Annotated in this window: 20 protein-coding genes, 1 rRNA gene and 1 pseudogene; 5 read left to right on the top strand and 17 right to left on the bottom strand. The window is 41.9% G+C overall.

Going from position 1 to position 23972, the window contains the following annotated elements:
• Positions 1–37: 37 nt before the first annotated feature.
• The 9 genes from RCO84_RS01520 to lptB form a co-directional block, all read right to left on the bottom strand.
• On the bottom strand, positions 38–1693 hold the full coding sequence (locus tag RCO84_RS01520; RefSeq protein WP_264901210.1) for an OstA-like protein: 1656 nt from the start codon (positions 1691–1693) through the stop codon (positions 38–40).
• Entirely contained in the window at positions 1690–3144 is a 1455-nt protein-coding gene (locus RCO84_RS01515; protein ID WP_317583608.1) for a peptidylprolyl isomerase, read from the bottom strand. Before RCO84_RS01515 ends, RCO84_RS01520 begins: the two co-directional genes overlap by 4 nt.
• A 19-nt stretch (positions 3145–3163) precedes the next feature.
• The gene (locus RCO84_RS01510; RefSeq protein WP_317583607.1) at positions 3164–4150 is read right to left on the bottom strand and encodes a peptidylprolyl isomerase; all 987 of its coding nucleotides are present in this window, start codon (positions 4148–4150) and stop codon (positions 3164–3166) included.
• 14 nt (positions 4151–4164) lie between these two features.
• On the bottom strand, positions 4165–5649 hold the full coding sequence (gene guaB, locus RCO84_RS01505; protein ID WP_118416037.1) for an IMP dehydrogenase: 1485 nt from the start codon (positions 5647–5649) through the stop codon (positions 4165–4167).
• A gap of 103 nt (positions 5650–5752) precedes the next feature.
• On the bottom strand, positions 5753–7933 hold the full coding sequence (recQ, locus tag RCO84_RS01500) for a DNA helicase RecQ (protein WP_264901217.1): 2181 nt from the start codon (positions 7931–7933) through the stop codon (positions 5753–5755).
• Between the two features lie 76 nt (positions 7934–8009).
• On the bottom strand, positions 8010–9239 hold the full coding sequence (clpX, locus tag RCO84_RS01495; protein WP_117695001.1) for an ATP-dependent Clp protease ATP-binding subunit ClpX: 1230 nt from the start codon (positions 9237–9239) through the stop codon (positions 8010–8012).
• A 65-nt stretch (positions 9240–9304) separates the two neighbouring features.
• Positions 9305–9967, bottom strand: a complete 663-nt coding sequence (gene clpP / locus RCO84_RS01490) for an ATP-dependent Clp endopeptidase proteolytic subunit ClpP (RefSeq protein ID WP_006848346.1) — start codon at positions 9965–9967, stop codon at positions 9305–9307.
• A 134-nt stretch (positions 9968–10101) separates the two neighbouring features.
• Positions 10102–11460, bottom strand: coding sequence for a trigger factor (gene tig, locus RCO84_RS01485; protein ID WP_144155200.1), 1359 nt, complete (start codon positions 11458–11460; stop codon positions 10102–10104).
• Between the two features lie 132 nt (positions 11461–11592).
• On the bottom strand, positions 11593–12417 hold the full coding sequence (gene lptB, locus RCO84_RS01480) for an LPS export ABC transporter ATP-binding protein (RefSeq protein ID WP_287851184.1): 825 nt from the start codon (positions 12415–12417) through the stop codon (positions 11593–11595).
• A 133-nt stretch (positions 12418–12550) separates the two neighbouring features.
• Between lptB and RCO84_RS01475 the strand changes: the two genes are divergently transcribed.
• The 5 genes and pseudogenes from RCO84_RS01475 to RCO84_RS01455 all read left to right on the top strand — a co-directional run bounded on the left by RCO84_RS01475 (position 12551) and on the right by RCO84_RS01455 (position 17492).
• On the top strand, positions 12551–13297 hold the full coding sequence (locus RCO84_RS01475; RefSeq protein WP_118085747.1) for an MlaE family ABC transporter permease: 747 nt from the start codon (positions 12551–12553) through the stop codon (positions 13295–13297).
• 3 nt (positions 13298–13300) lie between these two features.
• Entirely contained in the window at positions 13301–14074 is a 774-nt protein-coding gene (locus tag RCO84_RS01470; protein ID WP_144155198.1) for an ATP-binding cassette domain-containing protein, read from the top strand.
• Between the two features lie 730 nt (positions 14075–14804).
• Positions 14805–15452: pseudogene (locus tag RCO84_RS17000) on the top strand (transposase); the annotation flags it as partial.
• A 23-nt stretch (positions 15453–15475) separates the two neighbouring features.
• The gene (locus RCO84_RS01460; protein ID WP_317583602.1) at positions 15476–15595 is read left to right on the top strand and encodes a transposase; all 120 of its coding nucleotides are present in this window, start codon (positions 15476–15478) and stop codon (positions 15593–15595) included.
• Positions 15596–15935: 340 nt separating this feature from the next.
• Positions 15936–17492, top strand: a complete 1557-nt coding sequence (locus RCO84_RS01455; protein ID WP_317583601.1) for an IS1182 family transposase — start codon at positions 15936–15938, stop codon at positions 17490–17492.
• 224 nt (positions 17493–17716) lie between these two features.
• Here the strand turns inward: RCO84_RS01455 and RCO84_RS01450 are convergent, their stop codons facing one another.
• From RCO84_RS01450 to rrf, 8 genes are all read right to left on the bottom strand, one after another.
• Positions 17717–18115: a hypothetical protein gene (locus RCO84_RS01450; RefSeq protein ID WP_317583600.1), complete on the bottom strand. Its 399-nt coding sequence runs from the start codon at positions 18113–18115 to the stop codon at positions 17717–17719.
• A gap of 39 nt (positions 18116–18154) precedes the next feature.
• Positions 18155–19468 (bottom strand): ribosome biogenesis GTPase Der, encoded by a 1314-nt coding sequence (gene der / locus RCO84_RS01445; protein ID WP_317583599.1) that lies wholly within the window; start codon positions 19466–19468, stop codon positions 18155–18157.
• A gap of 207 nt (positions 19469–19675) precedes the next feature.
• Positions 19676–20557: a GTPase Era gene (gene era, locus RCO84_RS01440; protein ID WP_006848354.1), complete on the bottom strand. Its 882-nt coding sequence runs from the start codon at positions 20555–20557 to the stop codon at positions 19676–19678.
• A gap of 146 nt (positions 20558–20703) precedes the next feature.
• Positions 20704–21717 (bottom strand): beta-ketoacyl-ACP synthase III, encoded by a 1014-nt coding sequence (locus tag RCO84_RS01435; RefSeq protein WP_006848355.1) that lies wholly within the window; start codon positions 21715–21717, stop codon positions 20704–20706.
• Positions 21717–21902, bottom strand: a complete 186-nt coding sequence (gene rpmF, locus RCO84_RS01430) for a 50S ribosomal protein L32 (protein WP_006848356.1) — start codon at positions 21900–21902, stop codon at positions 21717–21719. The genes RCO84_RS01435 and rpmF overlap by 1 nt, the downstream gene beginning before the upstream one ends.
• A 28-nt stretch (positions 21903–21930) precedes the next feature.
• Positions 21931–22449, bottom strand: coding sequence for a YceD family protein (locus RCO84_RS01425; protein WP_144155194.1), 519 nt, complete (start codon positions 22447–22449; stop codon positions 21931–21933).
• Between the two features lie 104 nt (positions 22450–22553).
• On the bottom strand, positions 22554–23720 hold the full coding sequence (locus tag RCO84_RS01420) for a sensor histidine kinase (RefSeq protein ID WP_144155192.1): 1167 nt from the start codon (positions 23718–23720) through the stop codon (positions 22554–22556).
• 120 nt (positions 23721–23840) lie between these two features.
• A 5S ribosomal RNA gene (rrf, locus tag RCO84_RS01415) occupies positions 23841–23953 on the bottom strand.
• Positions 23954–23972 lie beyond the last annotated feature (19 nt).

Raw genomic sequence — 23972 nt, 5'->3', positions numbered from 1 at the left:
AATATTAATCATATAAGAAAATGATGCTTCATTATAATCAATCAGTCAGTTTCTGAAGTGGAGCTTCATGACGCTTAATGTTCTTGAGTTCGGAGCCCTTGGATTTACCACGCCATACAAAGATATCATTCTTATCTTTAGGACGCAAGTCCTCGAACCAGGCAAAATTGTTAAGTTTATATTTTGCCGGCGGAATCTGCGTCATAGGATACATGGTAGATGTAAACTTATTGGTCCAGATTTTCTCCATCTTCCTGCCCGGTCCCATATACATGCGCATGGTATCGGTCTCCAGATAATTCAAGCCAATGAGCGAACTGTCCTTATCATCCGTCATATAATAGATGGTCTGTACATTACCGATAGACTCTCCTTGTTTTATCTCACCTTTTTCAAAGTAAGATTTCATCTCAGAAGAACTGATCTGATTGAAATGAACACTATCCGGCATCTGCTCTACAGACAGCGCCTGTCCGATGACATGGGCAAAACGAACGGTAGAATCATTCATGAAGACCAGAATCTTCTCGCCCAGCAACTGACGGTTTCCATTCCAGACGATAGGATCCTTATACATGGTCATGCAGGAATCCTGAGAATTGAAAACCAGGGAATCGCAGATGGCCTGCATATCCAGGCGATAGGCACGGACCTTAGGATAAGCATGCACCTTACGGTATACCGAATCGGTATTGATATGGAAGGTATTGATACGCATGGTATCAGAATGAACCCAAAGGGTATCTTTCTGCGAATAGTCGATCGCTACAGGATTGCGGGTGGCAAAGCCATTACCGGTTTTCTCGTTGTAACGCAGATAATTGCAAGTAAGGGAATTTTTATTTTTCTTGTCTACATAAACCACATTGCCATATCCGGTACTCTCTCCATTCTTTACATAATAGAGCGTATCACCCGTAAGTGTCTTGTCTTTATCTATAACCGTAGAACGGCCGTAAAGCTGTGCTCTATCGGTCTTGGTATCATAATATCCATCTTCTGTCTTGACAACACTTGCACCTGAAACAATCTTAGAAGGTCCTACCATGTGAGCCTTTGACTTACGGACATCGTAATACAAAGTATCGGTGGTAACAACATCCTTGCCGCTGCGCAACTTGACATTATAGACAAACTTAGCCTCACGCGTTTCGGTATGATACTCACCCCAATCGGCAACCAGCTTATCCTTACCATCAATCAGCGTTCCGCCGTCAAAGAAGTTTGCCATATTATACAAGCGGTCGAAATCCAAGCTATCAGTACGCAATGTCTGCCGACGATGATGCAAGACCACATTCTTGCGTGCTCTCATCATCTGCATCTGCCCATCATACTCTGCTCTATCACAAGTGAGTGACAAGGTGTCTCCCTGCCGGTAATGAACATGTCCGAAAGCTTTCACGGAATTAGAAGCCTGATAGAAATACGCGCTGTCACAGGTAAGATGACTGCCCTGATGCAAGAAAGAGACCTTACCTTTCAATATTTGGGCATCAGGATTATTACCGAACATATCATAGTACAATTCATCTGCATGCAAAAGATATACGCGGTCACCATGAGGGCGTTTTCTGGCATGCTTCTTTGGAGCCTGCATGGCTTGCACCAGACAAAACCCAAACAGGCATAGAACCATAACCGATATGATTCTATGCCCTCTGATATGATTATTTAATCTTTTATTTATCATTTAATCCAACCTTGATATTCAAACTTACAATCCTTATAGCGATCGTTCATACGAACATAAGTCTGCTTGATTTTATTGACTACCCAATCGTGCAAGGTCTGGGCACGCTCCTTAGCCAACACTACATCCTTCATCACCTGAAAATCTTCGGTAATGGTAGCTCTATGTCCGTCAACACGGCTTACCAGTTTTACCAAAGCACAAGTGGTTTTACCCTTGGAATTCACCATCGTGAAAGGTGCAGAAACCTCACCTACCTTCATCGTATCTACCATACGGGCAACCTCGGTAGGCAGATCCTTCATCTGGAAACGGGAAGTTCTTGACTGGTCAGGAGTAACATTGGCCATCAAGCCCTTGTTGTTGCGGGTATCCTTATCATCTGACAGTGCTTCAACAGCCTGTTCAAAGGTAAATTTATTGGCACGAATATCATTACCGATAGAATCCAGACGGCTGATAGACTTATCAATCGCATCTTGAGAAACATGAGGCTTGAGCAGAATATGGCGACACTTTATCTTGTCACCACGTTTATCAATCAACTGGATGATATGGTAACCAAACTCAGACTCAACAATCTTTGAGATTTTCTTAGGATCGGTAAGATTGAATGCTACATTTGCAAACGCAGGATCCAACATACCTCTACCGATATAATCCATCTCGCCACCCATACGGGCAGAACCCGGATCTTCAGAATAAAGACGAGCCAAAGTAGCAAAAGAAGTCTCACCCTTATTCACACGATCAGTAAATTCACGCAACTGATTCTTCACACGGTTAATCTCCTCAAGAGGGATACGTGGCTGCATGGTAAGAATCTCAACCTCTACCTCAGTAGGAACAAAAGGGATACTGTCGGCAGGTAAATTCTTAAAGTATTTACGAACCTGAGCCGGCGACACCTTGATATCCTTCACCAGTTCCTGCTTCATCTTCTGAATCAGCTGTTGGTTTTTGAAATCATCATGCATCTGCTGGCGCATCTGGGTAATACTCTGCTTGCGGTATTCCTCCAACTTTTCACGAGAACCAATCATGGAAACCCAACTGTTGATCTGTTCGTCGATACCATTCATGACTTCTGACTCAGATACTTCGATACTATCGATAGCAGCCTGATGGAGAAAAAGTTTCTGAACGGCAATCTGCTCAGGAATAGAACAGTCTGGGTCACCAGTATATTTAATACCTTCAGCCTCAGCCTGCAAACGGGTTACCTCGACGTCTGACTTCAGAATAGCCTCATCGCCGACAACCCAAATTACCTCATCAACCACACTACCCTCATTGATTTTCTGAGAATCGGCAGCAGCTTGTTGCTTGATATTTGCAGAATCAGCCTCATGAGCCAAAGCACTACGGCTTACTCTTGTTGCACTAGCACTTATTCCTACTATCATCAGCAGGGCTATAAATGCCATTGTCATTTTATATCCAGTATTCATGTATTGTTTCTATAATATATTAATGTATATTGAGAGTGGTCAACATACTACGGAAAACCACCACTTTATATTTCTTCTTCAATTGTGCGACCCATTGTTTCTCTAACGAGTCTTGATAGTCAGCAAGTACCACATCCGGGTATTCGCCATTCCGGGGCAGATTAACCTTCATCTTCTTCAGGCGCTTCATTTCCCATTTGTATTTTTTCTTATTCTTGGCATAGAAGGCAGCCAGACCTTTTTTATCAGCAGCAGCCTTATCCCAAATATTACGCTGGCAGATTTCATTCAGCAAAAGGTTTTCTACTTCCTCCTGCTGCTGGTAGGTTCCCCGCCAATTTTCTACCTTAGCATCAGCAACATATTTTTTCTGATTACCAGCATCATGTTTATCCAGCAACTTGACGATATGATAGCCAAACTCAGACATAAACGGTCTACTAATCTCACCCTTTCGCAGAGAGAAAGCTACTTTTTCAAAAGCCTGCACAGTCTGACCTTTTGTAAACCATGCCAAAGTCCCCCCATTGACCGCAGACCCTTTATCATCAGAACACTTTTTTGCCAGGTCTGCAAAATCTGCACCATTGCAAAGTGCCTGATAAATAGAATCGATTCTTCTTTCCACCACCTCCTGTTCCTGGTAAGATGCTTTCTGTCCCAATCTCAAGAGGATATGTGCAACATGAACACTGCCTTTACCGGGCATCAACTCGCATGACCCGACATCATCATATCGCTTCAACACACGCCTGATATTAGGCAAAGTATCGAGATGAGCATCCTTAGCAGCTTGCACTTTCAGCTTATAATCAACAAAGCCATCGGTAAACACCTTGACACTTTTAGAATCAACCGTATTTCCCAAATGATTTTTCTGATAAAAGTACTCAAATTCCGACTTCTTGACAGATTGACCATCAATAATCATAACAATTGGGTCGGTATGAGCAAAAGCAATGCTCCCCGAAAGGAGCATTGCCGCTATAAGTGCATAAAACTTCATATTTCCTAATTATATTATTCAGGACGGCTATAGTTAGGAGCCTCACTGGTGATAGTGATATCATGTGGATGACTCTCCAACACACCTGCATTTGTGATACGCGCGAACTTGGCATTGTGCAAGTTCTCGATGGTTGCAGCACCGCAATATCCCATACCAGAACGCAAACCACCAATCAGCTGGTAGATGACCTCCTGAACAGTTCCCTTGTAAGGCACACGACCAGCGATACCCTCTGGAACCAATTTCTTGACATCCTTGGTATCACCCTGGAAGTAACGGTCCTTAGAACCATTCTTCTGTTCCATAGCCTCCAAAGAACCCATACCACGATAGCTCTTAAACTTACGGCCATTGAAGATAATGGTATCACCAGGACTCTCCTCGGTACCAGCAACCAAAGAACCGATCATGACGCAGCTACCACCGGCAGCCAAAGCCTTTACAACATCACCTGAGTAACGAAGACCGCCATCAGCTATCAAAGGCACACCAGTACCCTTAAGAGCAGAATATACATCATAAACAGCACTCAACTGTGGAACACCAACACCGGCAACCACACGAGTAGTACAGATAGAACCAGGACCGATACCTACCTTAACACCATCAGCACCATTCTCTACCAAATACTTGGCAGCCTCGCCAGTAGCCACATTACCTACCACAACATCTACCTGTGGGAAGGCAGCCTTAACTTGCTTGAGTTTCTCAACTACACCCTTAGAGTGACCATGAGCAGTATCGATAACGATAGCATCAGCACCAGCCTCAACCAAAGCCTTGGCACGATCCAATGTATCTACAGTAACACCCACACCGGCAGCCACACGAAGACGTCCCTTGGCATCTTTGCAAGCCATAGGTTTGTCCTTAGCCTTTGTGATGTCCTTGTAAGTAATCAAACCTACCAGGTGATTCTCGTTGTCAACTACAGGGAGTTTCTCAATCTTATTCTCCTGCAGGATGGCAGCAGCAGCAACCAAGTCGGTCTGGATGTGAGTGGTAACCAAATTCTCGCTAGTCATTACCTCATCAATCTTCTTGTCCATGTGGCGCTCAAAACGAAGATCACGGTTGGTAACAATACCTACAAGATGATTTTCATCATCTACCACAGGAATACCACCGATATGATAATCATGCATCATATCAAGAGCATCCTTCACTGTACTGCCACGACGGATGGTGACAGGGTCATAAATCATACCATTCTCAGCACGCTTCACAATAGCAACCTGGCGAGCTTGCTCCTCAATGGTCATGTTCTTGTGAATTACACCGATACCACCTTCACGAGCGATAGCTATCGCCATTGAAGCCTCGGTAACGGTGTCCATCGCTGCTGTAACGAATGGAACGTTCAACTCGATGTTACGAGAGAACTTGGTTTTCAACTCTACCTGTTTTGGTAGTACCTCTGAATACGCAGGGATAAGAAGGACGTCGTCGTAAGTGAGACCGTCCATTACAATTTTATCTGCAACAAATGATGACATATTGTAACCTTTAAAAATTTATTGCGTGCAAATTTAGCAATAATTTCTCAGATAGAGTTCGCTTTTCACGAAAATCTTACCTTATTAATGCTATTTAACGTGATTAGTTGGCTTGTTCGGACAAAAACTTGATTCTGACGAGTCGAATTTCGTCTTCATTGTAGTCTTCCCCCAATTCATCTTGAGCCGCATTCAAATCATCAGTATCGCTCTCCATGAAGTAATCGTAGATGTCATCTACATGGTCATCATCCACAACTTCCTCTATGAAATAATCGATATTCAGCTTGGTACCGCTGTAAACGATTGCCTCTATTTCGTCAAGCAATTCTGAGAAATCCAAGCCTTTTGCTTCTGCCAAATCATCAAGATCTATCTGGCGGTCTATGCTCTGAATGATACTTACCTTCAAGACTGATTTCTTGGCAACTGTTCTGACACGTAATTCCTCAGGACGCTCTATCAGATTCTCTTCACAATACTGATTGATCAAATTACAGAACTCCTTACCATACCTCTTTGCCTTACCGGCTCCAACTCCCTGTATGTTCTGCAATTCCTGCATATCTACAGGATACATCGTTGCCATCTGTTCCAGAGAAATATCCTGGAAAATAACATAAGGCGGCAATTTATGCTTCTTTGCTACTGTCTTACGCAAGTCTTTCAACATGGAGAAAAGTGTCTGATCCAAAGCACCTGTATTATGCTCGCTCAGAGGCGCTCCATCAAAATCATCAGAGAATTCCTTATCGGCAACGATCATGAATGATTCAGGATTCTTAATGAAACGCTTACCCGCAGCTGTCAACTTCAAAAGGCCATAGTTCTCTACATCTTTCTTGAGATAACCGGCTATCAACGCCTGACGGATAACAGGATTCCAAACTTTAGCATCCATATCTTCTCCTGATCCAAACTCCTCCAGCTCATCATGCTTGTGAGAAACGATATCATCAGTAGCACGTCCCTTTACAAAATCGATGATATATTCCTGACGGAAATTCTCCTTCACCGCAGCAACAGACTCCAAAACAACGAGCAGCGCATCCTTAGCCTCAAATTTTTCTGTAGGATGCAGGCAGTTGTCGCAGTTATGGCAGTTTTCTTCATGATATTCCTCACCAAAATAATGAAGCAACATTTTTCTGCGACAGACAGACGATTCTGCATAGGCAGCCGTTTCCTGCAACAACTGTCTGCCGATATCCTGTTCTGCTACAGGTTTGTTCTCCATAAACTTCTCCAGTTTTCTGAGGTCTTTACGGGCATAGAAGGCAATACATATACCCTCGCCTCCATCACGCCCGGCTCTACCCGTTTCCTGATAATAACCTTCCAAGCTCTTGGGTATATCATAATGAATAACAAAACGGACATCAGGTTTATCGATACCCATTCCGAAGGCGATAGTAGCAACAATGACATCAATACGCTCCATCAGAAAATCATCCTGGGTTTGAGAACGAGTAGCCGAATCAAGACCGGCATGATAAGGAGCCGCTTTGATTTCATTGGCTTTCAACACCTCTGCCAATTCCTCTACTTTCTTACGGGAGAGACAATAGATAATGCCACTCTTTCCTTTGTGTTGACGAATAAACATGATGATCTGACGATCGATATCCTTGTTCTTCGGGCGCACCTCATAATACAAGTTAGGGCGGTTAAAAGAACTCTTGAATTCTTTGGCATCCATGATGCCTAAGTTTTTCTTGATATCAGTACGTACCTTATCTGTTGCAGTAGCCGTAAGCGCTATCACAGGTGCAACACCTATTTCGTTAATAATAGGGCGAATACGACGATACTCTGGTCTGAAATCGTGTCCCCACTCAGAGATACAGTGAGCCTCATCAATGGCATAGAACGAAATCTTTACAGTTTTAAGGAACTCAACATTATCTTCTTTCGTCAAAGATTCAGGTGCAACATACAGGAGTTTGGTCGTACCATTGAGAATATCATTCTTCACCTTCTCAATAGCCGACTTATTCAATGATGAATTGAGATAATGAGCCACGCCATCACTTTCACTCAAACCATTAATAACATCTACCTGGTTCTTCATCAAAGCAATCAGAGGAGAAATTACAATAGCTGTGCCCTCCATAATGAGCGAAGGCAACTGGTAACACAAACTCTTACCGCCACCTGTAGGCATCAATACAAAAGTATCATTGCCACTCATCAAATTTCTGATGATTGCCTCTTGATCACCCTTAAACGAATCGAATCCGAAATAATGCTTCAACTGTCCTGTAAGATTAACCTGTTCTGTCATATCCACCTATTATTATATTATATATGTCTATATATACGATTAAATAGCATTCAATTGGGCGAAAAGCCCAACTGATTTATGCTGTTTCCAACTGTCCGAGATGAGATTTATCCAACTGTTGCTTGGTATACTCCAGCGTAACAGTGAATGATTTAACCTTCTCTGATGGAATCTCAAACATAGCATCCATCATCACAGCTTCAACAATTGAACGAAGTCCGCGAGCACCCAATTTATACTCTACCGCCTTATCTACGATATAATCGAGTGCTTCCTCGTCAAACTTCAACTTGATGCCATCCATCTCAAACAATTTCTGATACTGCTTGACAATTGAATTTTTAGGTTCAACCAAGATTTTGCGCAAAGCCTCCCTATCCAACGGATTGAGATAAGTAAGCACAGGCAAACGGCCGATAATTTCAGGTATCAAGCCAAAAGACTTCAAATCCTGTGGAAGGATATACTGCATCAAATCCTTCTTATCTATCTTAGCTACATTCTGAACCGAATTATAGCCTACTACGTGCGTATTCATACGCTGAGCTATTTTACGCTCAATACCGTCAAAAGCACCACCACAGATAAACAGGATATTCTTGGTATCTACATGGATATAATCCTGATCAGGATGCTTGCGTCCACCCTTAGGCGGAACATTAACCATGGTACCTTCCAAGAGTTTCAACAATCCCTGCTGTACACCTTCGCCACTCACATCACGCGTGATAGAAGGATTATCGCTCTTGCGGGCTATCTTATCAATCTCATCAATGAACACAATTCCCCTTTCTGCTGCAGCCACATCATAATCAGCAACCTGCAACAGACGCGACAAGATGCTTTCAACGTCTTCACCCACATAACCTGCTTCAGTAAATACAGTGGCATCAACAATGGTGAAAGGAACATCCAACATCTTAGCTATTGTACGCGCCAACAAGGTTTTACCTGTACCGGTACTACCAACCATGATGATATTACTCTTTTCGATTTCTACACCATCTTCATCCTTTGGCTGCTGCAAACGCTTGTAGTGGTTATATACAGCGACAGCCAAATTGCGCTTAGCCTGATCCTGACCGATGATATATTCATCCAGGTATTTTTTGATCTCAACAGGCTTTGGCACCTCTTTGAGAACAAACTTACCTTCCCCAGCTTTAGGAGCTAAGACCCCTGTAGACTGTATAATTTCATAAGCCTGCTTAGCACAATCTTCGCAAATGAAGCCATTGATACCCGTGATGAGTAATCTGACTTCATTTTCTGATCTTCCACAGAAGCTACATACTTTCTTTGGCATATTATAATTATTATCTCTTCTTGCGCACCTTATTATATATACGCATATTTACTTAAAACAATTCGTTATTTACGAACCAACACATTATCTATCATTCCATATTCCTTGGCTTCTTCAGCTGTCATCCAATAGTTACGGTCGCTATCAGCATAAACCTTATCATAAGGAGTATGAGAATGGTCAGAAATGATAGTATACAATTCCTTTTTCATCTTCAAGATTTCGCGAGCCTCAATCTCAATATCAGAAGCCTGACCCTGAACGCCTCCTAATGGCTGGTGAATCATGACACGGCTATGAGGCAAAGCAGAGCGTTTACCCTCCTGGCCAGAAACGAGCAGCACGGCAGCCATAGAAGCAGCCATACCTGTACAGATAGTAGCAACATCGCTAGAGATAAACTGCATGGTATCATAAATACCCAAACCAGCAGTAACGCTACCACCAGGACTATTCAAATAGATAGAAATATCCTTGCCACTATCTACAGAATCAAGATACAGCAATTGCGCCTGCAATGTATTTGCTGTGTAGTCATCAATCTGTGTACCCAGGAAGATGATACGGTCCATCATCAAGCGAGAGAATACATCCATCTGAGTAACGTTCAACTGACGCTCCTCCAAGATGTAAGGGTTCATATACTGAGCCTGTGCCTTAATAACATCATCAAGCACCATACCATTCATACCAAGATGCTTGGTTGCATATTTTCTAAAATCGTTCATATCTATATAGTATTTTACGTCTTAAACCATACGAAAAAAGAGGTTATCGACCCTTATTTCTCGTTCGGTGGAACAAAGATAATAAAAAAAGTCGATAACCTCGTATTTATTTGAAGTTTTTTTTCAAAAAAATGTTATTCCTGCATCATCTTGTTGAAATCTTCTACAGAAATCTCCTTTTCGTTAAGCTTTACTGCTGTTTTCAGAGCTGCAGCCAACTTACGATCGATAGAGCGATCTACAAGTGCATCTGTAGCGTCACCCTTCTTGAGGATTTCCTTAGCATAGTTCTCAATGTACTCCTCAGGAATGTTGTTCATACCATACTGAGCGAACTGAGCACGAGCTGCCTCCTTAGCTGTCTCCATCAGGTCATTGTCATCAACCTTGATGTCCTGAGCCTTGATGAGCTGCTCCTTGATAAGATGCCATGTCAACTCCTTGATGCTCTCAGCATAGTTCTTCTCTACGAACTCCTCGCCCTTATCCTTGTTGTTAGCCAACATGATACGTTTCAAGAGTGCATCCGGGAACTGCAATTCACCAACCTTCTTCTCGCAGTGCTCGCGAACATCGAGAATGAACTTATAATCAGAATCGTTAACGAGCTGTGCCTGCAAGCCCTCTGCAATCTTAGCACGGAAAGCAGCCTCGTCCTTCACGTCAGTATCCTCGCCGAGAACCTGCTTAAAGAGCTCTTCGTTGATTTCATGTTTCTTGAAACGCTGGATTTCTGTAATCTGGAAGCTGAACTCTGACTCCAAGTCCTTAACAGCTTCACGCTCAATCTTCAGGAGTGAAGAAACCTCAGTATCGTTCTCTGGATAAGCCTTCTTAGGGTTGAATGTGATTACATCACCGAGCTTAGCATCGTTGAAGAGATTCTTCTGCTCGTCAACCTTGATGTAGCTAGGCATCAGGATAGCACCCTCTACAGTGATACCACCTTCCTTGGTATTGCCATTTTCATCAAGCTCACGCAAGTCACCCTTCAAAAGGTCATTCTCCTCGTACTTCTCAGCCTTCTCATAGCTACCTGCACGCTGAGCGTACATATCAATCTGCTGATCGAGAATCTTATCATCAACTGTGATGTTATAATAATCAACCTTGTCGCGACCATTGAGAGTTACCTTGAACTCTGGAGCAACAGCGATATCAAACATAAATGTAAAAGAAGTACCCTTCTCCAAGTCAGCTGGCTCCTGCTTCTCTGATGGGAGAGGCTCACCGAGCATCTGGATATTGTTGTCCTGTACATACTTGTAAATCTGCTGACCAACGAGCTTGTTGATAGCTTCCATTTTTACAGATGGACCGAACTGACGCTTAATCATACCCATAGGAGCCTGACCAGGACGGAAACCTGGAACATTAGCCTTCTTACGATAATCTTTCAATGTCTTCTCGACATCATTCTTGTAATCTTCCTCTTCGACAACAAGGGTCAAAAGACCATTAATCTTGTCAGGATTTTCAAATGAAATTTTCATCTTGATGTTTGTTATTTTATTATTGTTAATATTTTCTTTAATTCTACAGTTTTCGTGTATAACCGCAATTGGCTTGCAAAATTACACATTTTTAATGGATATACCTAATATATAAGAGAAAAAAATGATTTTTTAACCATCAGTCGCTACTTCTTTGGCTCTTTTTTGCTCATCTATGAGCTGAAAGTCCTTCTTTCTGAGCACAAAACTGTTACTCAGATACTTTTCGCGCACAATCTTATTCTCTGCCAATTCCTCTGGTTTGCCCTGAAAAAGAATCTTACCTTCGAACAGCAGATAGGCTCTGTCTGTAATGGTCAGAGTCTCCTGTACATTATGGTCGGTAATCAAAATACCGATATTGCGATACTTCAACTGCCATACAATATGCTGAATATCTTCTACCGCAATAGGGTCAACACCAGCAAATGGCTCATCGAGCATGATAAACTTCGGGTCAATAGCCAGACAACGGGCAATCTCTGTACGACGACGCTCACCTCCGGAAAGCTGGTCACCCTTATTCTTACGAACCTTATTGAGACGAAACTCGCTAATAAGACTCTCTAACTTCTGCAACTGATAACTACGTGGTTTTCCTGTCATTTCCAAGACTGAAAGTATATTGTCCTCAACACTCATCTTGCGGAAAACACTGGCCTCCTGAGGCAGGTATCCGATTCCCGCACGGGCACGTTTGTATACAGGAAAATCTGTAATTTCCTGATCTCCCAGAAAGACATGTCCCTCATTAGGCACAACAAGTCCAGTTGTCATATAGAAAGAAGTTGTCTTACCAGCACCATTAGGTCCCAGTAATCCCACAATTTCTCCTTGCTTCACATTGATAGAAACTCCATTGGCAACCGTTCGTTTACCATAGCGCTTCACCAATCCCTCTGTTCGCAAAACCAGAGAATTCTGATTTTGCTGTTCGTTATTGTTAATTTCGTCCATAATTAGCTAATTTGGCTGCAAAAATACTAAAAATAAAGGAAATATCGCTTATAAAATCAAAAACTATTCATAATATTGCAGTTTTTTAGAGGATTTTGGTTAATTTTGCAGCAAAATTCAGTTTTATAATAGCATGTTAATAGAAAAATGGCTTACCACCTTCGGTAAATATCTCATATTGATGGGACGTTCTTTTTCCCGTCCTGAGCGCATGCGCATGTTCTTGAAACAATACATCAAGGAGATGTCGCAATTGGGTATTGACTCTATTGGTATCGTTTTACTGATATCCTTCTTCATTGGAGCAGTTATCTGCATCCAGATGAAATTGAACATTCAGAGTCCATGGATGCCACGATGGGTTTCAGGTTACACCACTCGAGAAATCATGCTTCTGGAGTTCTCTTCAAGTATCATGTGTCTGATTCTCGCAGGTAAAGTGGGTTCTAATATCGCTTCGGAGTTGGGAACAATGCGTGTCACCCAACAGATTGATGCCCTTGATATCATGGGAGTGAATTCAGCATGTTACCTCATTCTACCTAAAATCATCGGCTTGGTTACCATCATGCCATTCCTGGTTATCTTCAGTTCTGGCATGGGTATCATCGGCGCCTACGGAACAGCGTATATTGGGCATATCCTACCACCAGATGATCTGACACTCGGCTTGCAGCATTCATTTAACCAATGGTTTGTATGGATGAGCATCATCAAGAGTCTTTTCTTTGCATTCATCATTTCCAGCGTATCTTCTTATTTCGGTTATACCGTAGAAGGTGGATCTGTTGAGGTTGGAAAATCGTCAACCGATGCTGTTGTCTGTTCTAGTGTTTTGATTCTGTTTTCAGATGTTTTCCTCACTCAAATTCTCTCGTAAACTATGATAGAAGTTAGAAATCTCACCAAGTCGTTTGGCGACAAGGTTGTATTAGACAATATAAACGTCACCTTTGAAACAGGAAAGACTAATTTGATAATCGGACAGAGCGGTTCCGGAAAGACCGTACTCATGAAGAATCTCGTAGGATTACTTCAGCCTACAAGTGGTGAAGTTCTCTACGATGACCGTGACTTCACCCAGATGTCGAAAAAAGAAAAAGTCCTGATGCGCCGCGAGATGGGAATGATTTTCCAAAGCGCAGCCCTGTTCGACTCTTTGAATGTACTTGAGAATGTCATGTTCCCACTTGATATGTTCTCTACTATGAATTACAGGGAGCGCGTAAAACGGGCTCAGGAATGCCTTGACCGCGTCAATCTGATTGAGGCTCAGCAGAAATATCCGGGTGAAATCTCGGGTGGTATGCAGAAACGAGTAGCTATTGCACGCGCCATCGTAATGAATCCAAAATACTTGTTCTGCGATGAGCCAAACTCAGGTTTGGATCCAAAGACCTCACTTGTGATAGACGAACTTCTTTCAGGCATCACCAAAGACTATAATATGACTACCATCATCAATACCCACGACATGAATTCGGTGATGGGCATTGGTGAAAACATCTGCTTTATCTACCAAGGTCATAAAGAATGGCAAGGCAACAAAGATGAAGTGATGACCTCAACAAACGAGAAACTCAACGATTTAGTCTTTGCTTCCGATCTCTTCCGCAAAGTAAAGGAGGTGGAGCTGGAAGAAGCTAAAAACAAATAAAACAGTATCGTTCAAAAAAAGAGGGTGTGTCATAAGTCTGTGACGCACCCCTTTTTATTTTTTGCCTTTTCACAGATACGAAATCTTTTAAAAACATTTTTATTTACAACAAAGCCCAAACTTTCACAAGCTCGGGCTTTGCCTTTCCGCAAAAGATTTGTATCTTTGCAGAAAACTTCTTTAAGTATGGCAAAGATACAAATAAAATCTGAAACTCGGCACGAATTGAGCTTTTTTCCTAACTCTTTCGATGATTAAATTATCTTTCGCAACAATCAACCGCTTTAGATCCCATCATATGATTAAATGCATCGACTTTTATTTTGATGCAGTCGTCTCCATATTGGTTGAAAAGGGCGTGATTAGTCTGGAGGAACAATATGTTGATGGCACTAAGATAGAGTCGAAAGCAAACAAGTACACGTTTGTATGGAAGAAGACCGTGGAAAAGAACAAGGCTAAGCTCTTGGAAAAGACATCTGCTGCATTGGCTCAGATAAAAGAACAAATTCGCCTGAATGGCGGGAGTGACATTAAGGAAGAAGACAGCGAGCCAGCCACTTCCGCCAAGGATGTAGAGAGAAGTGCACGTTTGTGTGAGAGGCAAGCGAAGAACCTTCCTAAGGCAAAACTTACAGGAAGAGAGAAGCAAAAGCTAAATACTCAGATAGATCACTTGTTCAAAGCCTCGGACAAACTGTGCGAGTATGAAAAATCACTGGATATACTGGGCGAGAGAAACAGTTACTCCAAGACTGATCCCGATGCGACCTTCATGCGCCTCAAGGAAGATGCCATGAACAATGGGCAGACAAAGCCTGCCTATAACCTTCAAATAGCGACAGAGAATCAATATTGGACGAATTTCGCCCTTTATCCCAATCCAACAGACACCCTGACCTTCAAGCCTTTTTTGGATAAGTACAAGAAAAGATATGGAAAGCAATCCAAGAGCGTCACCGCAGACTCAGGGTATGGCTCGGAGGAGAACTACGAGTACCTGGAGATGGAAGAAATGATGGGTTATGTAAAGTACAACTGGTTTCACAAGGAACAGCATAAGCCTTTCAAGGAGGATGCCTTCAACCAAGCGAACTTCTACTACAACAGGGATGATGACTATTATGTCTGCCCCATGGGACAACACATGGAACCTTGTGGACAACGGCAAACGAAAAGTGACTCCGGCTATGTGTCTGTCATTACATTATATAGAGCACAACGATGTGATGGATGTCCGCTTGGAAGTCTCTGCAAGAAATCCAAAGGCAACAGAACCATATATGTCAACCATAAACTGAATGCATATAAAAAGGAAGCCTTCCTGCTACTAACGTCTGAAGAGGGCTTGAAACACACAGAAGACAGCGACCGATAGAGTCGGAAGCTGTATTTGGGCAGATGAAGGCAGATATGCATTATAAGCGATTCAGGCATTTTGGAATGGACAAGGTTTACATGGATTTAGGATTGTTCGGAATGGGATTCAATTTGAAGAAATATTTGGGTATAAAACGATAAAACTCAATTTTGTTTTTTTTATCGTCAGGGATAACTATGCCCTTTTGTGAACTTCCTGCCTGTTTATAATAGAGAAGATCGGAAAAAGTAAAATTTGCAGACGATATTATATGATTCCCTTTTTGGAATAGGCTACGATACTTCTAGGATTATACAATAAATAATATAAAAGAGGAGGGTGTGTCATAAGTCTGTGACGCACCCCTTTTTATTTTTTGCCTTTTCACAGATACGAAATCTTTAAAAAACATTTTTATTTACAACAAAGCCCAAACTTTCACAAGCTCGGGCTTTGCCTTTCCGCAAAAGATTTGTATCTTTGCAGAAAACTTCTTTAAGTATGGCAAAGATACAAATAAAATCTGAAACTCGGCACGAATTGAGCTTTTTTCCTAACTCTTTCGATGATTATGTGCCAAAAGACAGCAAAGTTCGTATGGTGGATCGTATTGTTCGCAGTATGGACATCAACCCTCTCATGGATACCTATGATGGGATTGGTGCTCCTCCTTACAGTCCGAAGATGCTTCTAAGTTTAGTTGTTTTTGCCTATATCAATGGCGTTTATTCCTGTCGTGGCATAGCGGACGCACTTAAATACGATGTTCGCTATATGTGGATTTGTGGAGGTAAGCAACTGTCTTTCGCGACCATCAACCGCTTTAGATCCCATCATATGATTAAATGCATCGACTTTTATTTTGATGCAGTCGTCTCCATATTGGTTGAAAAGGGCGTGATTAGTCTGGAGGAACAATATGTTGATGGCACTAAGATAGAGTCGAAAGCAAACAAGTACACGTTTGTATGGAAGAAGACCGTGGAAAAGAACAGGGCTAAGCTCTTGGAAAAGGCATATGCTGCATTGGCTCAGATAAAAGAACAAATTCGCCTGAATGGCGGGAGTGACATTAGGGAAGAAGACAGCAAGCCAGCCACTTCCGCCAAGGATGTAGAGAGAAGTGCACGTTTGTGTGAGAGGCAAGTGAAGAACCTTCCTAAGGCAAAGCTTACAGGAAGAGAGAAGCAAAAGCTAAATACTCAGATAGATCACTTGTTCAAAGCCTCGGACAAACTGTGCGAGTATGAAAAATCACTGGATATACTGGGCGAGAGAAACAGTTACTCCAAGACCGATCCCGATGCGACCTTCATGCGCCTCAAGGAAGATGCCATGAACAATGGGCAGACAAAGCCTGCCTATAACCTTCAAATTGCGACAGAGAATCAATATTGGACGAATTTCGCCCTTTATCCCAATCCAACAGACACCCTGACCTTCAAGCCTTTTTTGGATAAGTACAAGAAAAGATATGGAAAGCAATCCAAGAGCGTCACCGCAGACTCAGGGTATGGTTCGGAGGAGAACTACGAGTACCTGGAGATGGAAGAGATGACGGGTTATGTAAAGTACAACTGGTTTCACAAGGAACAGCATAAGCCTTTCAAGGAGGATGCCTTCAACCAAGCGAACTTCTACTACAACAGGGATGATGACTATTATGTCTGCCCCATGGGACAACACATGGAACCTTGTGGACAACGGCAAACGAAAAGTGACTCCGGCTATGTGTCTGTCATTACATTATATAGAGCACAACGATGTGATGGATGTCCGCTTGGAAGTCTCTGCAAGAAATCCAAAGGCAACAGAACCATATATGTCAACCATAAACTGAATGCATATAAAAAGGAAGCCTTCCTGCTACTAACGTCTGAAGAGGGCTTGAAACACAGAAGCCAGCGACCGATAGAGCCGGAAGCTGTATTTGGGCAGATGAAGGCAGATATGCATTATAAGCGATTCAGGCATTTCGGAAAGGATAAAGTTTACATGGACATAGGGTTGTTCGGTATAGGATTCAATTTGAAGAAATATTTGGGGATAAAACGATAAAACTCAATTTGGACAGTTTTACCGTCTGGGACAATTATGCCCTTTTGTGAGCTTTGGGGCTGTTTTGTTATCGATAAAACAAGAAAAGTAAAGTTTCTATACAATATAATAAGATTCCCTTTGTGAAGAAAGACTACGATTCAACTAGAATATATAGAAACACACAAAAAAAAGGGTGCGTCACAGACTTATGACACACCCTCTTTTTTATTACAAAATAAATACTATCTCATTTTCCAGGCATCCTTTACCTCTACCATAGGTACCACAATCTGTTCTTTAGTACTGTCACCATACACCACTTGCAAAAAAACATCAGCAACATGATGCGCTGTATCAGCTTTTGCATTCAGAACATTCACCTTAACCATACCTTTATGTTCATCTTGCTGCTGCTCAACAAACATTTTGGCATTCATCAGCAGTTGATCCTGATAGCCATTTGGCAACCGATAAGGTTGATTGTAACCATCTACAAACTCCTTATACTTGCCCTCTAAAAGCAAATCATAATATCCCTTGGCTGCAATACCTGCAAGATAGCCAGGATCAGGTTTCTCCTCCCTACAGGAAGATAATCCCAATCCCATCATGAATATCATAAAAATCAAAAGTTTCTTCATTTTTATACACTTTGATTCTGCATTCTTCGCTTCATTTATTTACTTCTGACGAATGAAGACGTTGATAGGACAGCCATGTAATGACCAGTTCTCACGAATCTTATTCTCCAGGAAACGGCGATAGTTCTCCTTGACATACTGAGGCAAGTTTGCATAGAACACAAACGAAGGAATCGTTGTATTAGGCAACTGGGTGCAATACTTAATCTTGATATACTTACCCTTTATGCTCTGTGGAGGATATGCCTCGATAATAGGCAACATCACCTCATTCAACTTAGAAGTTCCAATATGAGCCTTACGGTTCTGGTAAACTTCCTTGGCAGTTTCCAATACTCGGAAAATACGCTGCTTAGTCAAGGCTGAAGCAAAGATGATAGGAAAGTCTACGAATGGAGCCATACGCTTGCGGATTGCATTTTCAAAAGTATCAATTACCTTCTGATTCTTCTCCTCAACCAAATCCCATTTGTTTACGACAACCACCAGACTCTTGTTGTTCTTCTGAATCAACTGGAAGATGTTCATATCCTGGGTCTCGATACCACGGGTAGCATCGAGCATCAGGATGCAGACATCACTATTCTCGATGGCACGGATAGAACGCATCACAGAATAGAATTCCAAGTCTTCGCTTACCTTGTTCTTACGACGGATACCAGCTGTATCAACCAGGTAAAAATCGAAACCAAACTTATCGTATCTGGTATAGATACTATCACGTGTAGTACCAGCAATTTCTGTCACGATATTACGATCCTCACCGATAAAAGCATTGATAATGCTACTCTTACCAGCATTCGGACGACCTACTACCGCAAAACGAGGAATATCTTCTTCGATTGCCTCCTCAGGATTATCCTGAAGTTTGTCCAGAATCATATCAAGCAAATCACCAGTACCACCACCTGTGGCTGCACTGATACACTGGGGATCCCCCAAGCCTAACTTATAGAACTCAGCAGCCTGATAATACTCTGCGCTGTTATCAACCTTGTTAGCAACAAGGATAACAGGCAATTTGGCACGACGCAAAATAAGCGCCACGTCTTCATCCCAATCAGTAAGGCCAGTGTTAACGTCTACCAGGAAGAGAACCAGGTCAGCCTCTTCTGTAGCAACAAGCACCTGCTTGCGGATAGCATCTTCAAAAATATCATCAGATTTTACAACCCAACCACCGGTATCAACAACCGAAAATTCTCTACCATTCCAACTGCACTTACTATACTGACGGTCACGAGTAGTACCGGCAGTATCACTAACGATAGCGCGACGTGATTGAGTCAAACGATTAAATAAAGTAGACTTACCCACATTAGGGCGTCCTACAATAGCTACTAAATTTGCCATAAACAGTCATTATCCTCCTTCCTTTTAGGAGGTATTCAAGGATGTGGTCTCTGCATCCAAGTTAATAATTTGCCGAAGCTGACCTTGCTCCGGCCCTCGCTCTTTTGGCGAGAGTCACTCCCTCGATTACATTCAGGGAGGAGTTATTTTAGTTGATAGTTTATAGTTATTAAAGGCGACCTTAAACTATTAACTCTTAACTATCAATTATTCCGGATTATATCCAAAGGCATCAAGTTCTCGCTGAGAGCTGCGCCAATCCTTATCAACTTTTACGAAAGTCTCCAAGAAGATTTTCTTGTCGAAGAACTTTTCCAAAGCCTTACGACTCTCGGTATTCACCTTTTTCAATGCAATACCCTGGTGCCCGATGATGATACCCTTTTGGGAATCACGTTCAACATAAATCACTGCATTGATGTGGATACGTTTTTCATCTTCCTTAAATCGCTCCACTCTTACCTCTACAGAATAAGGTATCTCCTTATCATAATAGAGCAAAATCTTTTCTCGGATAATCTCTGAAACGAAGAAACGGGCAGGCTTGTCTGTCAGCTGATCCTTATCAAAGAAAGCAGGAGATTCCGGCAAGAGTTCCTTAATGCGTTTCAAGAGCATATCCGTTCCGAATTTATTCTTCGCTGAGATAGGAAGAATCTCTGCATTAGGCAACAAAGAGTGCCATTTTTCAACAATATCACCCAACTTCTTCGGATCACTCTGATCAATCTTGTTGATGAGTAAGAGTACAGGAATCTGCATTTTCTTAACCTTTTCCAAGAATTCCATGTTCTTTTCTGGATTCTCTATCACATCAGTCACATAAAGCAGCACATCAGCATCCGCCAATGCACTTTCCGAGAAGGCAAGCATCATCTCCTGCATCTTGTAATTAGGCTTCAAAACACCAGGAGTATCAGAAAATACAATCTGCATATCATCAGTATTCACAATACCCATGATACGATGACGGGTTGTCTGAGCCTTAAAAGTTGCAATACTAATACGTTCACCCACCAATTGATTCATCAAGGTACTTTTTCCCACATTAGGGTTACCTACTATATTTACGAAACCAGCTTTATGCATAAAAAATTGAATTTAGCAAAATTTTACTATCAAGAAGTTAAGCTCTATTGTTTTTAAGCTAAAGAAACGCATCCTTACTTATTTATAGAGAAATAAGAAAGATGCGTTTCCTTATATAGATTATTATTCTATCCTATTTTTATAGATTACTTTCCGTAAGCAGCGCCATCATACGCCCACTTATAGAAAGAAGCGCCATGTACAAATCCTGCACCAAATGCTGTGAAGATGACGTTATCGCCCTTCTTCAATTGGCTTTCAGCATCCCAGAGTGCCAATGGAATTGTTGCTGCACTAGTATTTCCATAATGATCGATGTTTACAACCACCTTATCAAGTGGAATTCCAGCACGCTTGGTTACTGCCTCGATAATACGGAGATTAGCCTCGTGAGGAATTACCCAGTTCACATCATCAGCCTTCAGATTGTTCATTTCCATGATCTTCATCACATCGTTGCTCATATCTGTTACTGCGTAACGGAATACAGTACGACCTTCCTGATAAAGATAGTGCAGGCGATGATCAACTGTAAAATGTGATGGAGGGCAAACAGAACCACCAGCCTTCATGTGAAGGAAAGGCAAACCTTGTCCATCTGTACGAAGGTATGAGTTCTGAACACCAACGTTCTCCTCTTCAGTTGCCTCCACCAAAACCGCACCTGCTCCATCTCCGAAGAGAACACAAGTAGCACGGTCTGTGTAATCTACCAATGAAGACATCTTATCAGCACCAATCACAATAATCTTCTTGTATCTACCACTCTGAATCATGCTTGCTGCAACATCAAGGGTATACAAGAATCCACAGCAAGCTGCAGAGAAGTCAAATGCAAAAGCATTCTTCAAGCCCAGCTTACCGAGGACGATAGATGCTGTAGAAGGGAACTTGTAGTCAGGTGTCGTGGTTGTTACAATCAGTGCATCGATTGTATCCGGATCAACGCCAGTCTTCTGAATCAACTGCTTGGCAGCTTTACGCGCCAGATAGCTTGTTCCGAGGCCTTCCTCTGTAAGGATGCGGCGCTCTTTGATACCCACACGGGTGGTAATCCACTCATCTGTAGTATCTACCATGCGAGACAATTCCTCGTTGTTGAGGATATAGTCTGGCACGTAGCCACCGACACCAGTAATTACAGCATTAATTTTACCCATTATTCAGCTGCTTCCTTAACGATTGCAACCTTACCACGATAGTAACCGCAAGTAGGGCAAACAGTGTGGTATACATAGTATGCACCACAATTAGGGCAAACTGCCAATGTAGGAGCTACTGCCTTATCATGAGTTCTTCTCTTAAGTGTACGTGTCTTTGACTGTCTTCTTTTAGGATGTGCCATAATTTTTAAATGTTTAAAATTTTAATTTTTATTTTTTCAATTTCAATAGAGCTTCCCAGCGTGGATCTACATTTTTCTCTTCTTCCTCACCGCTTCGGGCGGCAGAATGCTCATTGAGCTTTTCAATCATAGCAGGGTTGCATTTTCCAGGTGCATGCACATGCTTGATGGGAATATTGAGTTCTATAAATTCATAGATAAACCAGGCGACATCGAGTATTCCTTCGTTCTCGGCCACAGTCACCAGATCATCATCCTCTGAGTACTCTTCTCCGAATTTTACGACTAGCCTATCATTAGTCTCAATGGTTTGATCCATATCGTCCAGACAGATGTCGCATGGTATGTGAACCACTCCCTCAGTATGGAAATTGAGTTCGAAGAAGTCGTCCGTCCTATTGACAGACAGACTACTTGACAACTCGCCTCTCTGAACATCAGGAGCATCGATTGCCTCAAAATATTCATTGGTAAGCTTAAATTCCTTTTCGGTTATACCTTGAGGTAAAGCTTTCAAATCAATCTTAAAAGAATCTATGTTACACATATTCAATATATACTATATTGTTTCGGGCTGCAAAGTTACAAATAATTTTTGAGATAAAATAATTTTTTATGTAAAAATCACTAAAATCACTCATTATTAATTGATTATTCTTTCTTTAACTCAATTCTAAAGGTGGTTCCATGCCCAATTTCTGTACTTTTCACCCATATTTTACCATGATGGTATTCTTCTACGATTCGTTTAGCTAGTGATAAACCTAAGCCCCAGCCTCGCTTTTTGGTAGTAAAACCGGGACGGAATACATTCTTCAAATCCTTTTTTCTTATACCATTTCCTGTATCTGAAACTTCTATAATAGCTTTATCATCTGTTTCTTCCACATGGAGCGTAATCTGTCCACCATTTACTCCCATAGCATCAACAGCATTCTTCGACAGATTTTCTATCACCCATTCAAAGAGAGAGGCATTCATCTTAACGATAACATCCTGTTCAGGTATTTCCTTCACCATTTTAACTTTCTTCGATGTTCGACGATCCATGTAGTCTATAACATGATTCATCACTTCGTTCAAACTTGCAGGAACAGGCTCTGGCAGGGCACCTATCTTTGAGAAACGGTCTGCTATCAGTTGCAAACGCTGGATATCCTTGTTCATTTCAGGAATGAGTTCGTCATCCGGATAATTCATCTTCAGAATTTCAATCCAAGCCATCAGACTGGAAATTGGAGTACCCAACTGATGAGCAGTTTCTTTAGACAACCCCACCCACACCTTATTCTGTTCCGCTCTTTTGGAAGTAAGCAAAGCAAAGATGGCAATAACCACAAAGAGCATGACTACCCCCAACTGAATATAAGGATAAGCTGACAGACGTCGTATCATGAGGGATTCATCATAGCAAACCTGAATATAGTCATGCGTTGAATCATCTAGTTCAATTTTAATATTCTTGCCTTGTTTCAATAGCCGCTGACCGATGGCAGAAGCATAAGCAAGGGAATCTGCATAATCTTTCCCTTCCACATCAACATTACGAAAAGTCTGAGCATGGTTTTCAGAATCCATTACGATAACAGGAATGGAATTATTTTCATTGATAACCTTCAATACCAAGTTCAAGTCAGTATTCTCATCAGCATTATTGAGCGTACGCATAGCTTCAGCCCAAACCGCCATACGGTTGCGTTCCTCTTCTGCTAGATCACGAACCAGAAAATGAGACACAACAAGAGAGGCGACAGCAATAAACACTGCTGCTATCACCAGAAAAATCTTCACCTGTCGTATTCTATCGGTCCAAATCATGCTGCAAAGTTAATAAAAATCCGTGTAATCAACGTCATCTGCTGATAAAAAACATCTTGAGCAGATAAAAAAAACAAAAAAAGCCTCAGAAATCTTTCGAAATCTGAGGCTCTTGATAAAAGAAGGCGGCTACCTACTCTCCCGCATTGCATTGCAGTACCATCGGCGCAAGTGAGCTTAACTTCTCTGTTCGGAATGGGAAGAGGTGGGACCTCACCGCAATAACCACCTGATAATGGGTTATGACGTATT

The organism is Segatella copri (genome assembly GCF_949820605.1).
In the GTDB taxonomy this organism is placed as follows: domain Bacteria; phylum Bacteroidota; class Bacteroidia; order Bacteroidales; family Bacteroidaceae; genus Prevotella.
Note: the sequence above shows the minus strand (reverse complement) of the source record. Positions and strands in the feature narration are given on the sequence as shown.